The sequence below is a fragment of the Sorangium sp. So ce693 genome, assembly GCF_051521375.1.
GTDB lineage: Bacteria > Myxococcota_A > Polyangia > Polyangiales > Polyangiaceae > Sorangium > Sorangium atrum.
In genome coordinates this window covers 3,672,287-3,692,816 of record NZ_CP150347.1, presented here as the reverse complement: position 1 = coordinate 3,692,816, position 20,530 = coordinate 3,672,287, and the positions used below count along the sequence as shown (strand labels likewise).

The following is a 20,530-nucleotide window of genomic DNA, read 5'->3' as shown; positions in this document are numbered from 1 at the left end:
AAACGGTCGGCACCGACGGTTTTCGGGGCCTCCGGGCCCTGGGCGGAGCGCCGGGCCGCCTCAGCGAGGAATCCTGCGGCCGCTCGGCTCATTGCCCTTGCTTTCGAGCCCGGCATGTTGAACGGCCTCGGCGTGAGCTCCGCAGCGACGCGACCCACCCTTCCCGCAGGCGATCCGCTGGGCACGCACCGCGTGCTCGATCCACCGGGGGCGATGCCGCAGCCGGCGGAGCGGCTGGACGCCGACGCCTCGCGCCACTTCGAGACCGAGATCGTCGTCGATGTGCAGACGCTGAACATCGACGCCGCGAGCTTCCGCCAGATGGAGGAGGCGTCCGGCGGCAGCCCGGACGGCGTGGCGCGGCTCGTCCTCGATACGGTGGCGCGCCGGGGCAAGCAGCACAACCCGGTCACCGGCTCGGGCGGCATGCTGCTCGGCGTCGTGCGCCGGGTCGGCTCGCTCGCCGAGCACCGCGGCGTCGCCGTCGGCGATCGCATCGCGACGCTCGCGTCGCTGTCGCTCACGCCGCTCTCGCTCCGCCGGATCATCGCCGTGCGGCCCGCGTCCGCGCAGATCGACGTCGAGGGCACCGCGATCCTCTTCGGGTCGGCGCCGCTCGCCCGGATGCCGACCGACATGCCCGAGCGGCTCGCCCTCGCGCTGCTCGACGTCGCCGGCGCGGCGCCTCAGGTGGCGCGCCTCGCCGGCCCGCGCGACAGCGTGGTGGTGCTCGGCGCAGGCGGAAAATCGGGCCTCCTGTGCGCGGCCGAGGCGCGGCGCTGCGTCGGCCGCGCCGGGCGCGTCATCGGGATCGAGGCGTCGCCGGAGCTCGCCGCCGACCTGCGCTCGCTCGCGATCTGCGACCACGTCGCGGTCCTCGACGCGCGCGACCCCCTCGCCGTGCGCGACGCCGTGCTGCCGTTCACCGGCGACGCGGGCGCCGACCTCACGCTCTCGTGCGTGAACGTCCCGGGCGTGGAGCTCAGCGCGATCGTCGCCACGCGCGATCGCGGCAAGACGTACTTCTTCGCGATGAGCACGAGCTTCACCGCCGCCGCCCTGGGGGCCGAGGGGATCGGCAAGGACGTGGACCTCTACATCGGCAACGGCTACGCCCACGGACACGCCGAGCACACGCTCGAGCTCGTGCGCGAGCACGTCGCGCTGGAGCGGCTCATGACCTCGCGCTACGGCTGAGCGCGCCGCTCGACGCAACGCGCGCAGCGCGCATGCGCCCGGACGCCGCGGGCGCTCCACGGGCGCACCGGACTCAGCCGGGCCGCTCCTGAGGGGCCGGCTCGGCAGGCGCCAGCGCCGCGGGCGACGGCTGCGGCGCGCCCAGCTTGTCGACGGCGGCGGGGAGGATCACGGCGAAGGTGCTCCCCTTCCCCTCGTACGACCGGACCTCGATGCGGCCGCCGGCGCTCTGCGCGATGCGCTGGCTGATGGACAGGCCGAGCCCGGTCCCCTTGTCCTTCGTCGTGAAGAACGGCAGGAAGATGTTCGCGAGCACCTTCTGGGAGATCCCGGGGCCGTTGTCGGTGACGTTGAGCTCGACGAACGGCTCATCCGAGCCCGAGCCGGGCCGCGTGCCGCGGCCGAAGCGGACGCGCGTCGAGATCACCACCTTGCCCCGGCCCTTCATGGCCTGGACGGCGTTGCGGAACAGGTTCATCAGCACCTGCCGCAGCTGCTCTGGATCGATGGCGACGCGGGGGAGACCAGGATCCAGCGTGACCTCGACCTCGAGCTGGTCGTTCCTGCGCTCGATCGAGAGCACCTGCAGGGTGCGGCGCACGATCGCGTTCACGTCGGTCGGGACGACCGAGCCCTGCGCCGGCCGCGCGAGATCGAGCACCGAGCCCACGACGCGATCGAGCCGGTCGACCTCCTCGAGGATGATCCCGAGGAACTCGCGCGACGCCGCGTCGATCTGCGCCTCCGGCACGGGATCGGCGAGCAGCTGCGCCGCCCCCTTGATCGCGCCGAGCGGGTTCCTGATCTCGTGCGCGAGCCCGGCCGCCATCTGGCCGAGGAGCGCGAGCCGGTCTCGCTCCTTCATCTGCGCGTAGAGCCGCGAGTTCTCCAGGACGACGCCGATCTGCGCGGCGAGCGTCTCGAGCAGGGTCAGCTCCTCGGGCGAGAACGCGTCGCGCACGCGCGTGTCCGCCACGACCAGGAGCCCGATGGGCTCGCCTTGCTCGTCGCGCGCGCAAAGCACCACGCCCGAGCAGAGGCTGCCGAGCACCTCGGCCGCCGCGAGCACCGCGTCCTCGGGGACCTGGGGCCGCACCTCCGTCCGCCGCGCGAAGTTGCCGTCGTCGTCCGCGTCGCTCTGGCTGCGGCGCGCTCGCCGCTCGCGGGCCTCGCGCTCCAGCTCCTCCATCGCGAGCGGCCCCCGGTCGAGGCGATCGAGCAGCGCCCTCGCGGTCGCCACCTCGATCCGCTCGGGGACCCGCGGCCCGAGCGAGGCGAGCCTGTCGAAGCCCGTCCCGTCCTGGTCGCGCAGGTAGAGCGCGGCCGCCGTGACGCGGCGCGACTGCTCGAGCGCGCTCATCACGATCGAGCCCATCTCGTCCACCTCGAGCGTGTGCACGAGGCGCCGCCGGGCCTCCGCGAGCGAGCGATCGAGATCGAACCGCTCCCGCAGGAAGAGGCGCTGGAGCTGCTCCTCGACGCGCTCCCGCAGCGGGTCGAACAGCACCAGGATGACGATCGCGGCGAGCACCGCGTTCAGGTACATCGTGTTGAAGCCGCCGATGAACGTGAGCAGGAGATAGAAGATCAGCGCGATCAGGAACGCGACCGCCGTGGCGACGAGCAGGCGCGCGAGCATCTCGTAGGCGTCGAGCAGGCGCTCGTGGCGCAGGGCCTGGGCGAGGACGAACAGGAACACGATCGAGAGCGCCGCGCCGACGGGCGGCGGCTCCGCGCCGAGGAACCAGGCGAAGTCGGCGACGCTGGCGAGCCCGGCGAGCGCGCCGATCACCACGAGGAACCGCACGCGCCGCTGCGTCGCGCGCGAGGAGCTCTGCTTGCCGCGCTGGCCGAGCGTGTACAGCCCCGCGGTGAGCAGCGCGAAGACGTAGAGGAAAATGCAGCCGCGCGTGAGCCAGTCGAGCCACGAGCCCGGCTCCCGGCTCACCAGCACGAGGATGAACAGCGGGATGACGAGCACCCCCGCGAACCGGAGCAGCCGCGAGCGCCGATCCGGGTCATGGGGGATCATCGCCTCGAAGAGCTGCAGCGCGAACTGCGGGAGCAGCACGGCGAGGATCGCCGTGAAGCGCTCCCAGATCGAGGCCTGGAAGAAGCCGAAGAGCGACTGCGAGAGGTACCAGAGCCCGACGTCGGCGGCGAACGCGGCGAAGAAGAGGTGGACGCGGCGGACGCGGCCCCGCAGCAGCGTCGACGCCGCGATGGCGAGGGCGAGGGCCCCGCAGACAAGGGTCGTCCGTGTGCGGAGATCGATCCCGAGCGGCGCCACGCGCGAAGGCTACCGCGGCGAGCCGCGCGGCGACCGCAAAACGCGCCGGGGAGCGGCGCGCGGCGACAGCAAGACGCGCGCCGAGGCGCGGGCGCGCTCAGGCCGCCCGGGCGCGCGGCTCAGCGCGTCCCGTCGCTCTCGGAGGGAGCGCTGTCGCGTCTGTCCGCGCCGCTGGGGTTCCACGGGAGCGGGTCCGGGTTGCAGCGCCCCTGCGACCGAGCCTCGATCGTCGTGGGCGCGCCGTCATCGCTCGACGCGGGCGCGACGTCGCGCGGCCGGAGCGACGCAGGCGTGACGAAATCGGTGACGGGTACGACGACGTCGCCCTCCGCGCCGTCGCTCGATCCGGACGCCTCTTCGGAGATCATCGGGTCGAGATCGCCCCACGCTTCCACGCTCTGCTCCTCGTGCTCTGCGGACGTGATCGCGCAGCCCGCCAGCAGCAGGGGCGCCGCGAAGCCCCCCGACAGCCAACTCGTCCAGCAACCTCGCATCACTTCAATCCTCCGAAGTCCCGCCAAAGCCATACTGCTTCACAAGCTGGGAAAGCCGTGGGCGCTTCATGCCCAGGAGCACGGCGGCGCGTGTGATGTTCCCACGACTTTCGTCGAGCGCCCTAGCAATGCACTCGCGCTCGATCTCGCGCTTCATGTCGCTGAGGCTGACCCCTCCGCGGACCTGAGCGTACGCGAGCTCCAGCGGCGTGCGATCCGCAGGCGTCGACGGGGAATGTGACACCGACGTCGCCTGCTCTGGCGCCGACGAGCGTGGGCCGCTGGTCGGCTCTCTGGGCAACTCTCGGGACGACTCTTTCGACGAGTCTCTCAACGACTCTTTCGACGAGTCGAAAGCAGGGTGCATGCCAGCCCTCGGTGTCATCGGAGCGCTCGCCAGCTCCGCGGCGTCGAGCTCCCGCAGCCCTTCGACGTTCGTCGTGAAATCCTCGAGATCGATCACCTGGCCGTCCGCGAAGATCGCCGCGGCGCGCAGGGCGTTCTCGAGCTCGCGCACGTTCCCCGGCCAGGAGTGCCGCGAGAGCGCCTCGACGGCCCGGCTGGAGAGGCGCTTCGGCGCCACGCCGCGCTCGCCGCCGATCCTCTCCAGGATCGCTGCCGCGATCGCGGGCAGATCCCGCGGCCGGTGGCGCAGCGCGGGGACCTCGAGGACGACCTGCCGGAGCCGGTAATAGAGATCTTCCCGGAACTCGCCCCGGGCAACCATCGCACGCAGGTCGCGGTGGGTCGCGCAGAGGATCCGCACGTTGGCGCGCAGCGGCGTGACACCCCCGACCCGCTCGAAGGTCTTGTCCTGCAGGACGCGGAGCAGCGCGACCTGCGTGCGCGGCGAGATGTCCCCGATCTCGTCGAGGAAGAGCGTTCCCCCCTCGGCGAGCTCGAAGCGCCCGCGACGGCGCGACGCCGCGCCGGTGAACGACCCCTTCTCGTGGCCGAACAGCTCCGACAGCAGCAGCGTCTCGACGAGGGCGGCGCAGTTGACCTTGATCAGCGGGCCCGCGCGCCGCGCGCTCACCTCGTGGATCGCCTCGGCGACGAGCTCCTTCCCGGTGCCGCTCTCGCCATGGATCAACACGGTCGCGTCGCTCGCCCCGACCTTCTCGATCTGGTGGATGAGGCTGAGCAGCGCGGGCGTCGTCCCGACCATCCGCTTGATCGCGGGGACCACGCTCGCCGGCCTCGGCGCGCGGGCGGCTCCCCTGGCGCACCCGGCGCACGCGCTGGAGCCGCAGAGCTCGCAGCCCCTCGGCTCCGCCTCGGCGGCGCTGCGCGCGCACGCCTCCAGCCGGGCGAGCTCGGCGAAGCTCCGGCGCGAGAGGAACTTGCGGGCGATCTCGGGCGGGAGCGACGCGGCGATGCGATCGCGGAGGACGATCGCCGCCTCGAGGTGCGAGCGCGCCGCCGTGGGCTCGTCCTCGAGGGCGCGCGACACACGGTCCCCGGCGGACGAGGCGTGGTGAAGCAGCACGTGCGCCTCCAGGGCGCACTCGTGGCTGTGGGCCCGGCGCGACAGCGCGAGCGCCTCCGCGGCGATCTGCCCGAACGGCGCGCCGGCGGCGCGGGAGCACATCGCCTCGAGGAGCGCGACCTCGGCGCGGTGCCGGTCGGAGGTCGCCTCGGCGCGCGCCCGCTGGATCATCTGACCGGCCTGCAGGAGGTCGCCGTCGTGCAGCGCGATGCGCGCGGCGGTCGCGTAGCACTCGCCGAGCTTCGAGCCGGCGCCGCAGGCGAAGGCGGCCGTGAGCTCGGACCAGGCGTCCACCGTGCGCCGGCACTCGAAGTGGATCTGCGCCGCGACGTAGGCGACGTGCGTCACGCGAACGCCAGGGACGACATGGCCGCAGGCCTTCCGCGCGAACGCGAGCGCCTGCTCGGCCTCCTCGATCATCCCGAGCTGCAGCCGGATCTCCGCGAGGTTCGTGATGAGGTTCACGAGCGCGACCTTGTCGCCGATCCTCCGGAAGATCTCGATCGCGCGCTCGAAGAGGCGCAAGGCCTCCGGGTACTCGTGCTTCAGGTGGGCGATGACCGCGAGGTTCGTGAGCGCATAGCCGCTCGCCGCGCGCTCGCCCCGCCGCTCGCCTTCCTCGAGCACGCCGGCGAGCATCGTGCGCGCCTCGTCGAGCCGGCCGCTGGAGAGCAGCGAGATGGCGCGGTTCAGCCGGGCGCGCAGCTCGCTCACGTGCTCGCCCGCGCACGCCGCCTCCCAGGCGTCGGCCGCGAAGTGCAGCTCCGCCTCGGCCCAGGCCTGCTGCGCGAGGAGCAGCTTGCCGAGGATGTTGCGCGCCTGGAGGCGCGTCGCGATCTCCCCCGCGCCGGCGAGCCCTTCCTCCGCGCGCGCCTTGGCCGCCGCGAGGTCGCCCGTCTTGCAGCAGAGCTCCGCCATCTCCACGGCGCCGCGCGCCCGCTCCTCGGGCGTGGCGGCGAGCGACAGCGCCCGCGAGAGCACCATCGCGGCGGTCGTCAGGTCGCCGCGCGCGCTCGTCGCGCGGCCCCGGACGAGCAGCGCGGCGAACGTCTCCCGCTCGCGCTGGGCCGCGGACGAGAAGTCGATGGCGAACTCGATGTCGCCGAGCCGGAGCGCGAGCTGCGCCGCGCGGAGCAGCCGCTCGCCCGACGCGGCGCTCTCGCCGGAGAGCGTCCGCATCGTCCGGGCCCAGCGCTGCCAGAAGTCGGCGCGCGCCGACGGCTCGCCGACCGAGGAGATCGCGAGCATCGCCGCGGCCTCGGCCCGCTGGTCCTGGCCCAGCGAAGCGAGGAGCTCGCTCGCGCGCGAGAGGCTCCACGGATCGGACGACTGCTCCTCGAGCGCCTCCGCGATCGCGAGCACATCCTCGGGGTCGACGTCGGCCGGATCGACGACCGCGCGCGGCGCGGCGACCCACCCTCGATCGTCGACCTCGATCAGGCCGAGGGCGGCGAGCTCCTGGGCGGCCCCCTGGCACGCCGCGTCCCCCGGCCCGGGCTGCGCGCGCCGCGCCGCGAGCTGGCGGAGCTGCGCGGACGGCCAGGGCCGCTGGCTCAGCGCGAGCCGATCCAGCAGGCGCGCGGACTCGCGGCTCGGCGGCTGCCGCGCGGCGCGCTGCTCGGGCGGCGCGGCCAGCACCGCGGAGCACCAGCCCTCCAGCGCGTCGAGCCGCTCGATCTTCGCGACGACCCGGCGCTCCGCGTCCGCCGCGAACGCCTCCCAGAAGCGGTGCAAATCGTCCGGCGACGCGATGCCGTCGATCGTGAGCGCGCTCGTCCAGGGCCGCATCGCGGCGTCGCTGCACACGATGACCAGCGCGGAGCACGACCCCTCCGCGATGAGGCGCGTGACCTCGTCCAGCACAAGGCTCCCCCAGCTGGTGGCCTCTCGCTCGGCGACCAGCAGGATCGCGCCTTGCGCGGCGGCGCTGATGCCCTGCGCGGCCGCGGCCGGATCGGCAGAGGTGACGGCGCAGCGAAGCGCGAGATCGCGCCAGGGATCCCGATCCGCGGCGTGCGCGGCCGAGATCAGCGAGCGTCCCACACCTCGAGCGCGGCGCGCGAGGTGGGAACAAACCGCGTCCAGGACCGGCCGCTGTCCATGGACGTGGAGCACCCCACGCGACGCGGCATCACGGACGCGCTCATCGAGCGCCCGGAACCCCCCGGAGTCGCTCGTGATGACGGAAGGAACGCAGGCTGCGGCAACGGATCCCAAGGCAACAAAAGCGTACCTCTCCGCCGGACCTCGCATCAACGGATCCCGCCGTTATCTATAATGAGGCCATTACCTCATCATAGGAAAATTACACTCTTATTGCTGTATTCCGTCCAGAACCCGCTGGATGGCGTCGAACGCATCCGCAGGTGCTTCGCCCAGGACGCGGGCCAGCGGGAGCTGCGTCGCCGCGGCGGCCACGTAGAACGGCACGAGGTGCGGCGCGAGCCGGCGGAGCGTTTCGAGGTGCCGCGCGACGCCGGCCGCGTCCCCGCGGCGCACCGGCCCCGTCAGGGCTTCGGGCACGCCGAGGACCTCGACGTTGTCCGCGACCGTGCGGAGCAGCGGGCCGAGCATCTCGGCGGCCGTCCTTCGGTCGATGCCCGCGCGCTCGAGCAGGTCGACGCCGGCGGCGGCGAGCGCGGCAGCGCCGTTGGCGACCAGGCCCGCCGCCGCGTGGTAGGCGACGCGGTCGAGACCCGAGAACGTGCGCGGCGTCATGCCGAGGCACACCCCGAGCGAGCGCGCCGCGCGCACGGCGGTCGGATCGCCGTCGATGTGGAGCTGGCCACGCTCGAGGAAGGGCGCGAACGAGGGCGAGGCGAACGAGATCATCGGGTGCATCTGCGCGACCGAGACGCGGTCGCCTCGCACCGCCGCGAGCGCCTCCGGGCCGAGCGCGCCGGCGCAATGCACGACCGCGACGTCCTTGTGGCCGACCAGCCGGCGATCGCGCAGCGCCTCGGCGCAGGGCGCGATGTCCCGATCGCGCACGGCGAGGATCACGAAGTTGGCTTCGATGCGCTCCGACGGCAGGCCATCCCGCGCGGGCCGGAGGGTCACCCGCAGCCCCGCGTCGCGGATCGCGCGCGCGAGCCCGCGGCCCACCTTGCCGCCTCCATAGATGAACACCTCGAGAATGGTGTTGTCCTCCGGGTGCATCGGCGACGGGCGCGTGCTGTCCATCTCGGTCATGAGCCGCTACCGTATAGCCGGTGCGCGATCACGTAATCCAGCACGGCGCGCGGCACGCGCTGGTGGACGGCCTCGAGATCGCCGGCCGCGAGCGCCCGGCGGATGTCGCTGCTCGAGATCCGAGGGAGCTCCACGTCGGCGGGGCGCAGGTGAGGACGAGCATCGGCCGGCCCCGCATCGAGGCGCTCCGCGGCGGGCGCGACGACGCCGGAGCGGCCGAGGACGATCGGCGGGGCGAGCTGCTCGATGCGGTCGAAGCGGTGCCACCTCGGCAGATCGGGGAGCACGTCGGCGCCCACGAGCAGGCGCATCGCCCAGTCCGGGTGCGCCGCGGCGAGGTGCTCCAGCGTGCGCAGCGTGAGGCTCTCGCCGCCCAGATCGCGCTCGACGGGCGACACCGACACGCGCGGGAGCCACCCGAGCGCGAGGTGGCACATGGCCAGGCGATGCTCGAACGGCACGAGCTCCTTCGAGAAGGGGTGGCGGTAGACAGGGACGACGAGCACCTCGTCGATCGGCGCGATGGAGAGCGCGTAGGTGGCCGCGAGGACGTGCGCGACGTGGGGCGGGTTGAAGCTGCCCCCGAAGATGGCGACGCGGCGCGCCTCGGGCGCGGGCGCGGCCTGGGCGCGGGCGGGCGCCTCAACCGTGCGAGCCACCTTGAACCCTCAGCCTGGGGCCGGCCGCGGGCGGGCCCACGATCTCGCGCGCCGTCACCGCGCCGCTCGCGTTCATCACCTCGATCCGCACGCCGCCCTGCCCATCGTCGAGGAGCGCCGTGCCGCCGTCGGAGCCGATCGGCCCGGGAGAGAAGAACGTCCGAGAGCCGACCCTCTTGATGAGCGGCTCCGTGCTCTTGCCGAAGACGAGGAGCGACGCCGCCACGATGTCCTCCTCGTCGAGCGCCGCCTTGTCGAACACGAAGAGCGCGACGCGCCCGTCCAGGATCTCGATGGTGCGCCGGCCCGACGGCAGGCTCATCAGCACCCGGAGTCGCAGCCGAGCGCGCTCGGACGCCACGAAGGCGTCGATCTGGTCCGGGGTCGCGGCCGCGCACCGCGCGGCCCGATCGAACAGCGCGCCCTCGGTGGGGTCCGCGCCGACCAGGCGCTGCGCCCAGCCCACGACGACCCGGTCGAGCGCGTCGTCCTCGGCGACGTAGATGACCCGCTCGGCGTGGCCTTCGTCGAGCAGGTGCTGCGCGCCGCGAGCGAGCGCGGGCAGATCACCCTGAGCAGGGCCGAGGACGCCGAGGCGCATCGGACACAGCATAGATCACCGCGCGAAGGTGAGGACACCTTCTCCACTCCGCCCGCTCTGCGCGCTCCCGCGCCTCCGCTGCCTCCCAGGCTTCCCGCGCCTCCCATGCTTCCCGCGCCCTGCGCGATTGCGCGCCTCGCGCTTCGGGCGCCTGCCGCCGGCGCTCGTCTGTCTTTCCCTGCTCCGACCTCTCTCCGTCTCTCTCCTCCTGCTCGCTCTCTCCTCGTGCTTGCCCCCGCGCCCTCCTCTGCCGGCGCGGCGCGCGTCTGCTAGCGTCCGCCCATGTTTCGGCGAGGTCGCGCGCTCCAGCATCCGGTCACCATCACCCTCGACGGGGCGGCCGTCCCGGCGGAGCTGGGCGAGCCCCTGGCCGTGGCGCTGATCGCCTCGGGGCGCGTGACGCTCGCGCGGAGCCCGAAGCTGCACCGCCCCAGGGCGCCGACCTGCCTGCGTGGAGGCTGCGACGGCTGCCTCGCGCGGGTCGACGGCGTGCCCAACGTGATGACCTGCCTGCGGCCGGCGGCCGGTGGAGAGCGCATCGAGGTGCAGAACGTCGTGGGCTCGCGGCAGGCCGACCTGCTCCAGGTGACCGACTGGTTCTTCCCGCAGGGGATCGATCACCACCACCTGATGGCCGGCGTCCCCGGCCTGTCCGGGGTCATGCAGTCGATCGCGCGCAAGCTGGCGGGGCTCGGGCAGCTGCCGAGCGCGGCGCTCTCACCCGAGCGCGCCGCGCGGCTCGACGTGGACGCGGCCGTGATCGGCGCCGGGCCCGCCGGCATGGCGGCTGCGTCGACGCTCTCGGCGCGCGGCCTCCGTGTGGCGCTGGTCGACGACGGCCTCGCCCCCGGCGGGTCGCTCGCCGGCGCGCCGCGCCGCGCGGCGGAGCTCCTCGCGCGATACCCGCTCGACGGCGTCCGCGAGCTCCGCCGTCACGTGGCCGCCGGCGTTTACCTCGGCGAGCTCCTGGTCGCCGGCGACGCGGGCGCGACCGTGATCAGGGCGCCCGCCAAGATCTTCGCCACCGGGGCGCACGACGGCGTCGCGGCGTTCCCGAACAACGATCTGCCAGGGGTCTTCTCGGCGCGCGCGTTCTGCCGGCTCCTCGCGTGCGGCGTCGAGCCGACCGGCCCCGTCGCGCTCGCGGGAGAGGGCCCCTGGGCCGACGAGCTCGCGAGCGCCCTCGGCGCCCGCGTCGCGGTCCGGATCCCGCTCGCCGCGCTCGCCGCGGTGAACGGGATCTCGCAAGTGAAGAGCGTGACGGTGCGCGACGCGCCGTTCGCCCCCGACAGCCCGACGAGCGACGTCCGCGTCGTGGCCGTCGCGGTGGACGCGCCGGCCGCGCCCGCGTTCGAGGTCGCCGCGCAGGCGGGCGCGCGCGTCGAGATTGACCCGCGCGCGGGGTACGCGGTGCAGGTCGACGCGCGCGGCAGGGCCGGCGACGGCCTGTGGGCGATCGGCGAGTGCACCGGCGCGTCGCTCGATCTCGCCGGCGTCGAGCGGGCGGCGACGATCCTCGCCGACGACGTGCTCGCGGCGCGCGGCGCGCCCGCGTGAGCTCGAGGGCGTCCGGCGACCGCGCCGCGGCTCAGCCCTCGATGATCAGATCGAAGAGGCCGATCCCGCCCGCGAGGAACACGACGTCGAACACGCCCATGAGCGCCACGTAGTCGGTGAGCTCGCCGATCGCCGCGCCGCCGAAGAGCTCCCGCGTCCCCGCGACCGCGGCGAGCAGGGTGGGCGCGAGCAGCGGGAAGAGCACGCTCGCGAGCACGAGGTCGCGGGCGCGGGTGCGCACGGTCATGGCCCCGAAGAGGGTGCCGCTCGCGGCGATGCCCGGCGTCGCCGCGAGGCAGAAGAGCGCGAGCCCCGCGCCCGTCTTCACGAGGTCCACCGCGAAGAGGAGCGCCGCGACGGGGATGATGATCGCCTCGACCGCGATGATGAACGCGCAGAGCCCGAGCGCCTTGCCGGCGAAGAGCGCGCTCCTCGCGATGGGCAGCACGAGCAGGCCCGAGAGCGCGCCGTCCTCGCGTTCCCGCTGCCACGTGCGGCTCAGCGCGAGCACCGACGCGAACGCCACGCTCACCCAGATGACCCCCGGCGCGACCCGCTCGGCCGCGTCCTGGCCCGCGTAGAACGCGAGCGACGCGATCACGGCGACGAGCACCGCGAAGAACCCGCTCGTTGTGACGATCTCGCCCGTGGCGAGCTCGATCGCGAGGTCCTTCCGCGCGACGAGCGCCGCCTGGCGCGCCCACCCGGGCCGGCGCCGGGGGAGCGACGCGCGGACCGCGGGCGCCGTGCTCTCCGACATCACGGCGCGGAGGTGAGGCTCAGGTACGTCTGGTCCTTGAGCCCACGCTCGTAGTCGGCGAGGAGGCGCATCCCCTCCGTCGGCTTGAGGAGGTCCTGCTTGATCGCGCCGTCCACCTGGGCCTTCACCTTCCCCACGAGATCGCGGTTGTCGTACTGGGTCAGCGCCAGCACCTCGTGGATCTTGTTCCCGGCGATCGTCTCCTCGATGTAGTACCCGCTCTCCTCGTCCTCATCGAGGAAGACGTGCACCTCGTTGACCCGGCCGAAGAGGTTGTGGATGTCGCCCATGATGTCCTGGTACGCGCCGGTCAGGAAGATGCCGACGTAGTACGGCTGGTCGCCCGAGATCGGGTGCAGCGGGAGCGTGTCCTTCACGTCGTTGAGATCGATGAACTTGCTCACCTTGCCGTCGGAGTCGCAGGTGATGTCGACGAGCGTGCTGTCCGACGAGGGGCGCTCGTTCAGCCGGTGGATCGGCACGATCGGGAAGAGCGCGCCGAGCGCCCAGTGATCGAGCAGCGACTGGAACACCGAGAAGTTGCAGATGTACTGGTCGGCGAGCTGCTTGCGGAGCTCGCCGAGATCGTCCGGCACCTCCTCCGGCTCGAGCGACGACGCGATCTTCTGCATACTCTCGGCGATCTCCCAGAAGAGGATCTCGACCCGGGCCTTCACGTCGAGGTTGAGGAGGCCGAGCTCGAACATCTTCTGCGCCTCCTCCTTGATCTGGAGGAGGTCGTGCCACGACTCACCGAGGTTCGGACCGGAGATGTTGTCCTTGATGTAAAGGAGGTTCTGGATGAGCTTGTGCTCCTCGGTCTGGATGTCGATCGGCGACATCGGCGTCTTCTCGATCGAGCCGAACGCCTGGACGACAAGCACCGAGTGGTGCGCGACGATCGCTCGCCCGGACTCGGAGACGATGTTGGGGTGAGGCACCCGCTCCTCGTCGCAGATGTCCGCGATGTTGTGCACGATGTCGCGCGCGTACTCCTCGACCGAGTAGTTCATCGAGGAGTGGAAGGTCGAGCGCGAGCCGTCGTAGTCGATGGCGAGCCCGCCGCCGACGTCGATGTACTCGATGCGCTGCCCCATCTTGCGGAGCTTCGCGTAGTAGCGCGTCGCCTCGCGCACGGCGCGCTTGATGATCAGGATGTCCGGCACCTGCGAGCCGATATGGAAGTGGAGGAGCTTGAACGAGGAGCTCATGCCCGCCTCGTCCATGATCCTGATCGCCGCGAGGATCTCCGCGGTGGAGAGCCCGAACTTCGCGTTCTCTCCGCCCGAGGTCTTCCACTTGCCCGCCCCCTCGGTGAGCAGCCGCACCCGGAGCCCGATCATCGGCTCGACGTTCATCTCCTTGGCGACGCGGGTGATCATCCGCACCTCGGAGAGCTTCTCCGCGATGAGGATCACCTTCTTGCCGAGCTTGCGCCCGATCAACGCCGTCCGGATGAAGTTCTCGTCCTTGTAGCCGTTGCAGACGATCAGCGACTCCGGGTCGCTGTGGACCGACAGGCCGGCGAAGACCTCGGGCTTGGAGCCGACCTCGACGCCGTAGTGATAGGTCTTTCCCGCGTCGAGGATCTCCTCCACGACCTCCCGGAGCTGGTTCACCTTGATCGGGAACACGCCGCGGTACGTCCCGCGGAACTTGCTCTCGGCGATCGCCCTGTTGAAGGCCTCGTTGAGCGCCCGCACCCGGTGATGGAGGAGATCCTGAAAGCGGATGAGCAGCGGCGTGCGGAGCCCTTGCTCGAGCGCCGCGTCGACGACGTCGCGGATCGCGATCTTGCTGCCGCGCTCCTGGAGCGGCGCGACCGTGAGGTTGCCGTCCGGGCTCACATCGAAGTAGCCGCGACCCCAGCGGTCGATCATGTAGAGCGACTTGGCGTCTTCGGTCGTCCAGACGTCGGTCTCGGTCTCGTGCGCGCTGCTCACAGTCGTTCTCCTTGGCGGGGGCCGCGGCCGGCGGCGCCCACACCTTCTCTGGGAGGGCCCCCAGGAGGGGGCTTCTGGCTCATCAGGGGGACGTCAGATCGTCGGTCCGACGCAGGACGGCTGGACGCCGCGCGCTGGCGACGCGGCTCATTACGATAGGAACGCCGGACCTTCAAGGGCAGGCAGCCCGGTCACAACCGGCGGGAGGGGGCTCCGAGCAGCGCGCGCTCAGGCCTGGGCCTTCGAGGCCGCCTTCGCCCGCTTCGAGGCCGACTGGTAGAGATCGTAGAGGCGCGGGACGGGGTACGCCTCGAGGCGCTTCCTGTACCCCTGGTCCTTCGACCGGTTCAGGACGGTCAACGTCTCGTCGATGAGCTTCGCCCGGGTCCCGAACTTCTCCTTTACAACGCTGAACGTCGCGTGCAGACGGAGGAGCTTGGCGTTCGAGACGTGGTCGAGACCCTTCGTGCCGCCCCGATCGGAGCTGACGCGCCCGAGCCAGAGGTCCTCGGTCGCGAACCCTTTCACGGCCTCGACGAGCTTCGCCTTGTCGCCGAAGCGCTCCTTCACGATCGCAAGCGGATTTTTGCTGGCCATTGCTGAGACTCCCACGGGCAGGCGAGGCCTGCGCCGGACATGCGCGAGATGACTCGCGCGGCTTTGAAGAGGGGCGCGATCTAGCAGAGCCGGGCGGGGCGCCGCAAGGCCGCGCTGCGGAAGGGCGGCGCCGGCGGCGGTCGAGACCCCGCGTCGCCCGCGTGTCGCCGCTGTGCTGGGCCGCGGATCGTGGTACACGGCGCGCCGATGCTCAACCTGGGGAGCTGGCTCGTGGCGCACGTCGACCGGCTCCGGCCGCTGCAGCCACCCCTCTCGGACGTCAGCTCTCGCCTCGCCGGGCCCTCGTCGGCCCTGGGGAGCACCGTCCTCAAGGCCCTGTTCCCGGTCATCGCGTACATCGCGCTCGCGCCCGTCCTCTGGCTCTTCTTCCGGCGCACCTGGCGGGAGCTCGACGTCGAGGCCCACGAGCACCAGCGGCGCACCCTGGCCGCCGGCGGCTACGACCGCCGCCCCGCCGTCCTGTTCACCATCACCGCGGTCGTGCTCATGCTGCAGCAGTACTACGGCGGCCGCGCCGTCTACGACGAGCACATCCGGCCGTGGCTGCGGGAGATCGAGCTCGCTCAGACGCTCTCGCCGGCCGGGACGCTGCTGCCCGTCTCGCTCCGCCGCTACGACGAGCTCTACGGCTACGTCTGGTGGTCGTTCACCCGCGTCTTCGGCTACGTCGCCATCCCGATGGTCGCGTGGAAGGCCTGCTTCCCGAAGGACAGCCTGCTCGACATGGGGCTGCGCGTCCGGGGGCTCGCGAAGCACGCGTGGATCTACCTGCTCTGCCTCGCCGTCGTGGTCCCGGCGGTGTTCGTCGTCGCGAGCGCGCCCGACTTCGGGACCTATTACCCGTTCTACAAGCAGTCCTCCCGCTCCTGGTTCGACCTCATCGCGTGGGAGACGATGTATTTCGCCCAGTTCTTCGCGCTGGAGATCTTCTTCCGCGGCTTCTGGCTCGCCGGCCTGCGGCACACGCTGGGCTCCGGCGCGATCTTCGCGATGATCGTCCCCTACTGCATGATCCACTTCGGCAAGCCGTACCTGGAGGCGGCCGGCGCCGTGGTCGCCGGGATCGCGCTCGGCTCGCTCGCGATGCGCACGAAGAGCATCTACTCGGGCTTCCTGGTCCACGTGACGATCGCGCTGCTCATGGACCTCGTCTCGCTGTCGAACCGGGGCGCGCTGCCGCGATCGTTCTGGGGGACGTGACGTCTCCTGACATCTTCGCACGTCCTCGCGCCCGGCCGGCTGCGCGCCCGATGACGCGCCCTCGCGCCGCGGGCTCAGCCGAGCGTCCGGGTCAGCTTGCGCATGATCTCCGCCCGGCTGCGGTCACGGATCCCGCGCCGGTAGAGCGCCTCCAGCCCGCCGGCGGCCGCGCGCACCGCGTCGCGGTGCTCGCCGTCCCAGGGGAGCACCGCGAGCCTCCGCCAGAGGATCTTCTCGAGGAGCCGGGGCTTGCGCTTGGCCAGCGCGCCGCTCGCGAGCTCGATGACCCGGGCCGAGGTCGGGTCGGCGCGCATCGCGCGCACGAAGAAGCCCACGGCCGCCGTGACGCGGCGGCCGCCGTGCATCGCCTGTACGCCAGCGTCGCACAGGGCCTCGGCTCGCTCGCGCGGGGTCGCGGCGCGCCGCGCGCGCTCCCGCGCTGCCTGCACCTCGGCGCTCAGCGCGTCCCGGCGCCGCCGGGCAGGGCGCATCTTGACGACGAGGAACAGGATGAAGAGGGCCGCAACCCCCGCGAGCACATGCCGCCAGCCGATCTCCATGGCGCCCGCCTTACTACAGCGCCCGGGACGTGCTCACCAGACCGAGCTTCTACGACTGGGGCGCGGCGCGCCGGATGGCCTCACGACGGCGTCCTCGGAATGACGGCGTAGGCCCGCGGCGTTGCTCTCCAATTCGGCTTCCTCCGATTCCACCGGCACGACGATTTCCGCCGATACGGTGCGGTTTGCGCGAGCGGACGATCGCAACCTATGCTGAACCGAGAGATGCCTGCCCCGCCGACCTCCGGGCCTTCCCTTCGCGTGCCCCTGCGCGCCCTCGCCGCCGCGCTCGGGCTCGCCGTCCTCGCGCTGCACCCGGGCAGCGCGCTCGCCGACATCTTCACGTACACCGACGCGGATGGGACGGTGCACTTCGCGAACCGCCCCACCGGCGACGCGCGGTTCAAGCTGTACATCAAGGGCGACGGGCGCCGCTCCTCGGCGCGCGCCGGCGTGACGCCCGTCGCGCCGAGCGACAAATCGCTCGAGCGCTTCGGCCGCTACGACGCGTGGATCCGGCAGGCCGCGGCGCTCTACCAGATCCCCGAGGAGCTCGTCCGCGCGGTGATCAAGTGCGAGAGCGACTACGATCCGCGGGCCGTCTCGCCCGTCGGCGCGCAGGGGCTGATGCAGCTGATGCCGGAGACCGCGCTCCGCATGCAGGTGCGCGACGCGTTCGACGCGCGAGAGAACATCTTCGGGGGAACGCGGTACCTGCGCATCCTCGCCAACCTCTTCAACGGAGATCTCGATCTCACCATCGCCGGCTACAACGCCGGTGAAGGGGCGGTCATGAGGCACGGCGGCATCCCGCCGTACGCAGAGACCCAGGCGTACGTGACGCGCGTTCGGACCTACTACGCGCGCTACCGCACCACCCGGGACACCACGGTCGCATCGATCGAGCCCTGACCGGCTCGCCCGCCGCGCGCGCGTAGACACGCCAACCAACCGCCCGCCCGCCCGCCCGCCGGAGACGCCGTCGGCGACGAGCGGCGCACATCGCCCCCGACGGGGTACCGCGATGCTACGCTCCCAGGAACCGCTGCCGCAGCCTCTCCCGGGCAGGCCCCGAGACGCGCAGGCGCAGGCACGCGGCCATCCCTCGACGCTCTCTTTGCTCCTCGCGAGCAAGGGTCCACGACATGACGACCACCTCGAGCCTCATCGAACTCACCAAGCGAAGCCACGACATCGCGCCCCTCAAGCCGCCGGTGGACCCGGCGTCCCTCCATCACGCGACCCTGCTCGAGCTGCCCGATTTCCGGAGGATCCCGGCCTACGCCGACGTGACCGACGAGCAGTTCATGGACCACCGGTGGCAGGCGAAGAAGTCGATCACCCGCCCCGACAAGCTGCTCGACACGCTGCGCGGGATGGTGTCGGACGACTTCATCCGGGACGCGACCGAGGGCTTCGCGCGCGCGCCGATGAGCGTCCGGGTCTCGCCGTACATGCTCTCTCTGATCGACTGGAACGATCCGTACGGCGATCCGCTCCGCACGCAGTTCATCCCGCTGGCCTCGCGCTTCCTGCCGGATCACCCGAAGCTCGGGCTCGACTCGCTGCACGAGCGCGCGGACGCGCCCGTCCCCGGGCTGACGCACCGGTACGCCGACAAGGCGCTCTTCCTGCCGCTCGACACGTGCCCCGTGTACTGCCGCTTCTGTACGCGCAGCTACGCGGTGGGCATCGACACGGAGGAGGTCGAGAAGACCCACTTCAAGGTCGACGAGGAGCGCTGGAAGCGGGCCTACGCGTACATCGCGTCACGCCCCGAGCTGGAGGACATCGTCGTCTCCGGGGGCGACGCGTACAACCTGCGGCCCGAGCAGCTCGGCGCGATCGGCGAGACGCTCCTCAGGATGCCGAACATCCAGCGCATCCGCCTCGCCACGAAGGGCCCGGCCGTGATGCCGCAGAAGATCCTGACCGACGACGAGTGGATCGACGCGGTCACGCGCACGGTCGAGCTCGGCCGGAAGCTGCACAAGGAGGTCGTGATCCACACGCACTTCAACCACCCGAACGAGATCACGGGCATCACCCGCGACGCGATGAACAAGCTCTTCGAGCGGGGGATCACGGTCAGGAACCAGTCCGTGCTGCAGCGCGGGGTGAACGACACGCCCGAGACGATGAAGCTGCTCGTGAAGCGCCTGGGGCACGTGCACGTGCACCCCTATTACGTCTACATCCACGACCTCGTCCGGGGCGTGGAGGACCTCCGGACCACGCTGGCGACAGGGCTCACGATCGAGAAGCACGTGCGCGGGTCGACCGCCGGGTTCAACACGCCGACGTTCGTCGTCGACGCGCCCGGCGGCGGGGGCAAGCGCGACGCGCACTCGTTCGAGCACTACGATCGTACGACCGGGATCTCGGTGTTCGAGGCGCCGAGCGTGAAGCCGGGGCAGCGGTACACGTACTTCGATCCGATCGATCAGCTCCCGCCCGAGGGGCGCGCCCGCTGGGCGGATCCGGCGGAGCACCAGAAGATGATCGACGAGGCGCTCTACGCCTCGCGCTGAGGCGGGTCGGCTCCGTGGGTCAGCGATCCGCCAGGGGATCGCTGGACCGCGGAGCTAGACCTCGGCCGGCGGCTCCTCGTAGCGGGCGAGCGCGCCGGCGAGCTCGCGCTTCACGCGGTCCACGAGGTCGGGCGGCTCGACCACGCGCGCGGTCTCGCCGAAGCCGAGGACCCACGTCGCGAGCTCCGTCATGTCGCCGATGAGCATCGTGAGCCGCACGCCGCCGCCGGACAGCGGCGTGATCTCCTGAGAGGGATGCACCTTGCGCGTCCGCACGAACTCGGTCACGCGCTCGTCGAAGTCGATCACGACGCGCCGGGGCTCGCCCCCGCGCCAGATGCCGAACTGGCCCTGGAAGTAGTCGTCGATCGAGAAATCCGGGGGCAGCTCGAACCGCTCGGTGACCGCGCACTCCGTGTCGCGCATGCGATCGAGCAGGAACGTGCGCACCTCGCCGCGCCCCACGTGGAGGCCCACGCAGTAGATCGCGTCCTTGTAGAGGACGAGCGCGTACGGGTGGATGAGCACCCGCTCCTCGCGCCCGTCCCGCGAGCGGCGGTAGCGGCACCGCAGGGGTCGCAGGTCGGCGACGGACTGGAACAGGTCGTCGAGCTCCTCGGTGCGCGCGGCGTAGTCCTTCGGGGCGAACGGGAGATAGAGGAAGCGCTCCTCCAGCCGCGCGTCGGCGACGCCGGCGTTCGGGCCGCGCCCAGGCCTGCGCGCGACGCCGAGCAGGCGCTGCGCGGCGAGGTCGATCTCCTCGAACAGGGTCGAGCCGCGCATCGGCTCGAACAGCCGGCGGGCAGCGAGCAGGGCGTACGCCTGCGTCCGCCGCACCTCGACGCGCCGGGGCGCCTCGCTCGGAGACAGCCGCCAGAGACGAGGGCCCCCGGGGCGCGTGGCGACCGACACGAGATCGAGCTCGCGCTTGACCTCGACGAGGTAGCGCCGGAGCGAGCGCGGCGTGACGTTGAGCTCGCGCGCGAGATCGTAGATCGTCAGGCCGGCAGGGTGCTTCTGCAGCAGGCTGCGCAGCGAGTCGAGGCGCCGGTGCTGCGTGAACGGGCCTCGCGGCCGGCCGCGCTGCGCGCCGCCCCGCGCGTCGTCGTCGTCGTCGTCATCGTCGTCCTCCGGCGGAGGAGGCCGCTTCGAGGCGGCCGCTGGAGCACCCGCGTCCGCCCGCGCAGGGGCCGCTGGAGGGCGCACGCTCGGCGCTGCTGGGGGGCGCACGCTCGGCGCCGCTGGAGGGCGCACGCTCGGCGCGGGCGGGGCCGCCGTGCTCGACCTGACGTCGAGGGCCGTGTCCCCCGTGAGCCGCGGCGCCGCGCCCGTGCGCGGCTTCGAGGGCGGCGTCGCGCCGCTCGAGAACGGGTCGGCGGCCTGGCCGACGCGCGGGCGCGGACCAGCCGCTGCACCGCTCGATCTGCCGGCCCCCCGCG

At 72.2% G+C, this 20,530-nt stretch carries 16 protein-coding genes; 5 read left to right on the top strand and 11 right to left on the bottom strand.

Annotated features, from left to right (window positions below; all coding sequences use genetic code 11):
* The first annotated feature begins 114 nt into the window (after positions 1-114).
* Entirely contained in the window at positions 115-1,197 is a 1,083-nt protein-coding gene (locus tag WMF14_RS14125) for an L-erythro-3,5-diaminohexanoate dehydrogenase (protein WP_437801468.1), read from the top strand.
* A gap of 73 nt (positions 1,198-1,270) precedes the next feature.
* On the opposite strand, the gene WMF14_RS14120 is transcribed toward WMF14_RS14125, so the two are convergent.
* The 6 genes from WMF14_RS14120 to WMF14_RS14095 all read right to left on the bottom strand — a co-directional run bounded on the left by WMF14_RS14120 (position 1,271) and on the right by WMF14_RS14095 (position 9,922).
* Positions 1,271-3,487 (bottom strand): ATP-binding protein, encoded by a 2,217-nt coding sequence (locus WMF14_RS14120; RefSeq protein WP_437801467.1) that lies wholly within the window; start codon positions 3,485-3,487, stop codon positions 1,271-1,273.
* A 119-nt stretch (positions 3,488-3,606) separates the two neighbouring features.
* Positions 3,607-3,981, bottom strand: coding sequence for a hypothetical protein (locus tag WMF14_RS14115; protein ID WP_437801466.1), 375 nt, complete (start codon positions 3,979-3,981; stop codon positions 3,607-3,609).
* Positions 3,982-3,985: 4 nt separating this feature from the next.
* A complete protein-coding gene (locus WMF14_RS14110) occupies positions 3,986-7,513 on the bottom strand; it encodes a sigma 54-interacting transcriptional regulator (RefSeq protein ID WP_437801465.1) in 3,528 nt (1,175 codons plus the stop codon).
* Between the two features lie 270 nt (positions 7,514-7,783).
* Positions 7,784-8,662 carry a DUF2520 domain-containing protein gene (locus WMF14_RS14105; RefSeq protein WP_272103300.1) on the bottom strand — a complete coding sequence of 293 codons (879 nt, stop codon included), beginning with the start codon at positions 8,660-8,662 and terminating at the stop codon, positions 7,784-7,786.
* Complete coding sequence (nadD, locus tag WMF14_RS14100; RefSeq protein WP_437801464.1) at positions 8,659-9,321, bottom strand: nicotinate (nicotinamide) nucleotide adenylyltransferase; 663 nt, start codon at positions 9,319-9,321, stop codon at positions 8,659-8,661. The genes WMF14_RS14105 and nadD overlap by 4 nt, the downstream gene beginning before the upstream one ends.
* On the bottom strand, positions 9,305-9,922 hold the full coding sequence (locus WMF14_RS14095) for a hypothetical protein (protein ID WP_272103296.1): 618 nt from the start codon (positions 9,920-9,922) through the stop codon (positions 9,305-9,307). Before WMF14_RS14095 ends, nadD begins: the two co-directional genes overlap by 17 nt.
* Positions 9,923-10,204: 282 nt before the next feature.
* Between WMF14_RS14095 and WMF14_RS14090 the strand changes: the two genes are divergently transcribed.
* Positions 10,205-11,479 (top strand): (2Fe-2S)-binding protein, encoded by a 1,275-nt coding sequence (locus WMF14_RS14090; protein ID WP_437801463.1) that lies wholly within the window; start codon positions 10,205-10,207, stop codon positions 11,477-11,479.
* Between the two features lie 31 nt (positions 11,480-11,510).
* Here WMF14_RS14090 and WMF14_RS14085 read toward each other — a convergent pair whose 3' ends face one another.
* From WMF14_RS14085 to WMF14_RS14075, 3 genes are all read right to left on the bottom strand, one after another.
* Entirely contained in the window at positions 11,511-12,239 is a 729-nt protein-coding gene (locus WMF14_RS14085) for a heme exporter protein CcmB (RefSeq protein WP_272103292.1), read from the bottom strand.
* Positions 12,239-14,182: a biosynthetic arginine decarboxylase gene (speA, locus tag WMF14_RS14080; RefSeq protein WP_272103290.1), complete on the bottom strand. Its 1,944-nt coding sequence runs from the start codon at positions 14,180-14,182 to the stop codon at positions 12,239-12,241. The genes WMF14_RS14085 and speA overlap by 1 nt, the downstream gene beginning before the upstream one ends.
* Before the next feature lie 228 nt (positions 14,183-14,410).
* Positions 14,411-14,779 carry a hypothetical protein gene (locus WMF14_RS14075; protein ID WP_012235084.1) on the bottom strand — a complete coding sequence of 123 codons (369 nt, stop codon included), beginning with the start codon at positions 14,777-14,779 and terminating at the stop codon, positions 14,411-14,413.
* Positions 14,780-14,986: 207 nt separating this feature from the next.
* Here WMF14_RS14075 and WMF14_RS14070 point away from each other — a divergent pair, with 207 nt between their 5' ends.
* A complete protein-coding gene (locus tag WMF14_RS14070) occupies positions 14,987-16,000 on the top strand; it encodes a CPBP family glutamic-type intramembrane protease (RefSeq protein ID WP_437801462.1) in 1,014 nt (337 codons plus the stop codon).
* A 74-nt stretch (positions 16,001-16,074) separates the two neighbouring features.
* Here the strand turns inward: WMF14_RS14070 and WMF14_RS14065 are convergent, their stop codons facing one another.
* Positions 16,075-16,560 (bottom strand): hypothetical protein, encoded by a 486-nt coding sequence (locus WMF14_RS14065; protein WP_272103287.1) that lies wholly within the window; start codon positions 16,558-16,560, stop codon positions 16,075-16,077.
* Between the two features lie 210 nt (positions 16,561-16,770).
* On the opposite strand from WMF14_RS14065, the gene WMF14_RS14060 reads away from it, so the two are divergent.
* On the top strand, positions 16,771-17,472 hold the full coding sequence (locus tag WMF14_RS14060) for a transglycosylase SLT domain-containing protein (RefSeq protein WP_272103285.1): 702 nt from the start codon (positions 16,771-16,773) through the stop codon (positions 17,470-17,472).
* A 233-nt stretch (positions 17,473-17,705) separates the two neighbouring features.
* On the top strand, positions 17,706-19,091 hold the full coding sequence (locus tag WMF14_RS14055; protein ID WP_272103284.1) for a KamA family radical SAM protein: 1,386 nt from the start codon (positions 17,706-17,708) through the stop codon (positions 19,089-19,091).
* 54 nt (positions 19,092-19,145) lie between these two features.
* On the opposite strand, the gene WMF14_RS14050 is transcribed toward WMF14_RS14055, so the two are convergent.
* Entirely contained in the window at positions 19,146-20,297 is a 1,152-nt protein-coding gene (locus WMF14_RS14050) for a helix-turn-helix transcriptional regulator (RefSeq protein WP_437801461.1), read from the bottom strand.
* Positions 20,298-20,530: the final 233 nt, after the last annotated feature.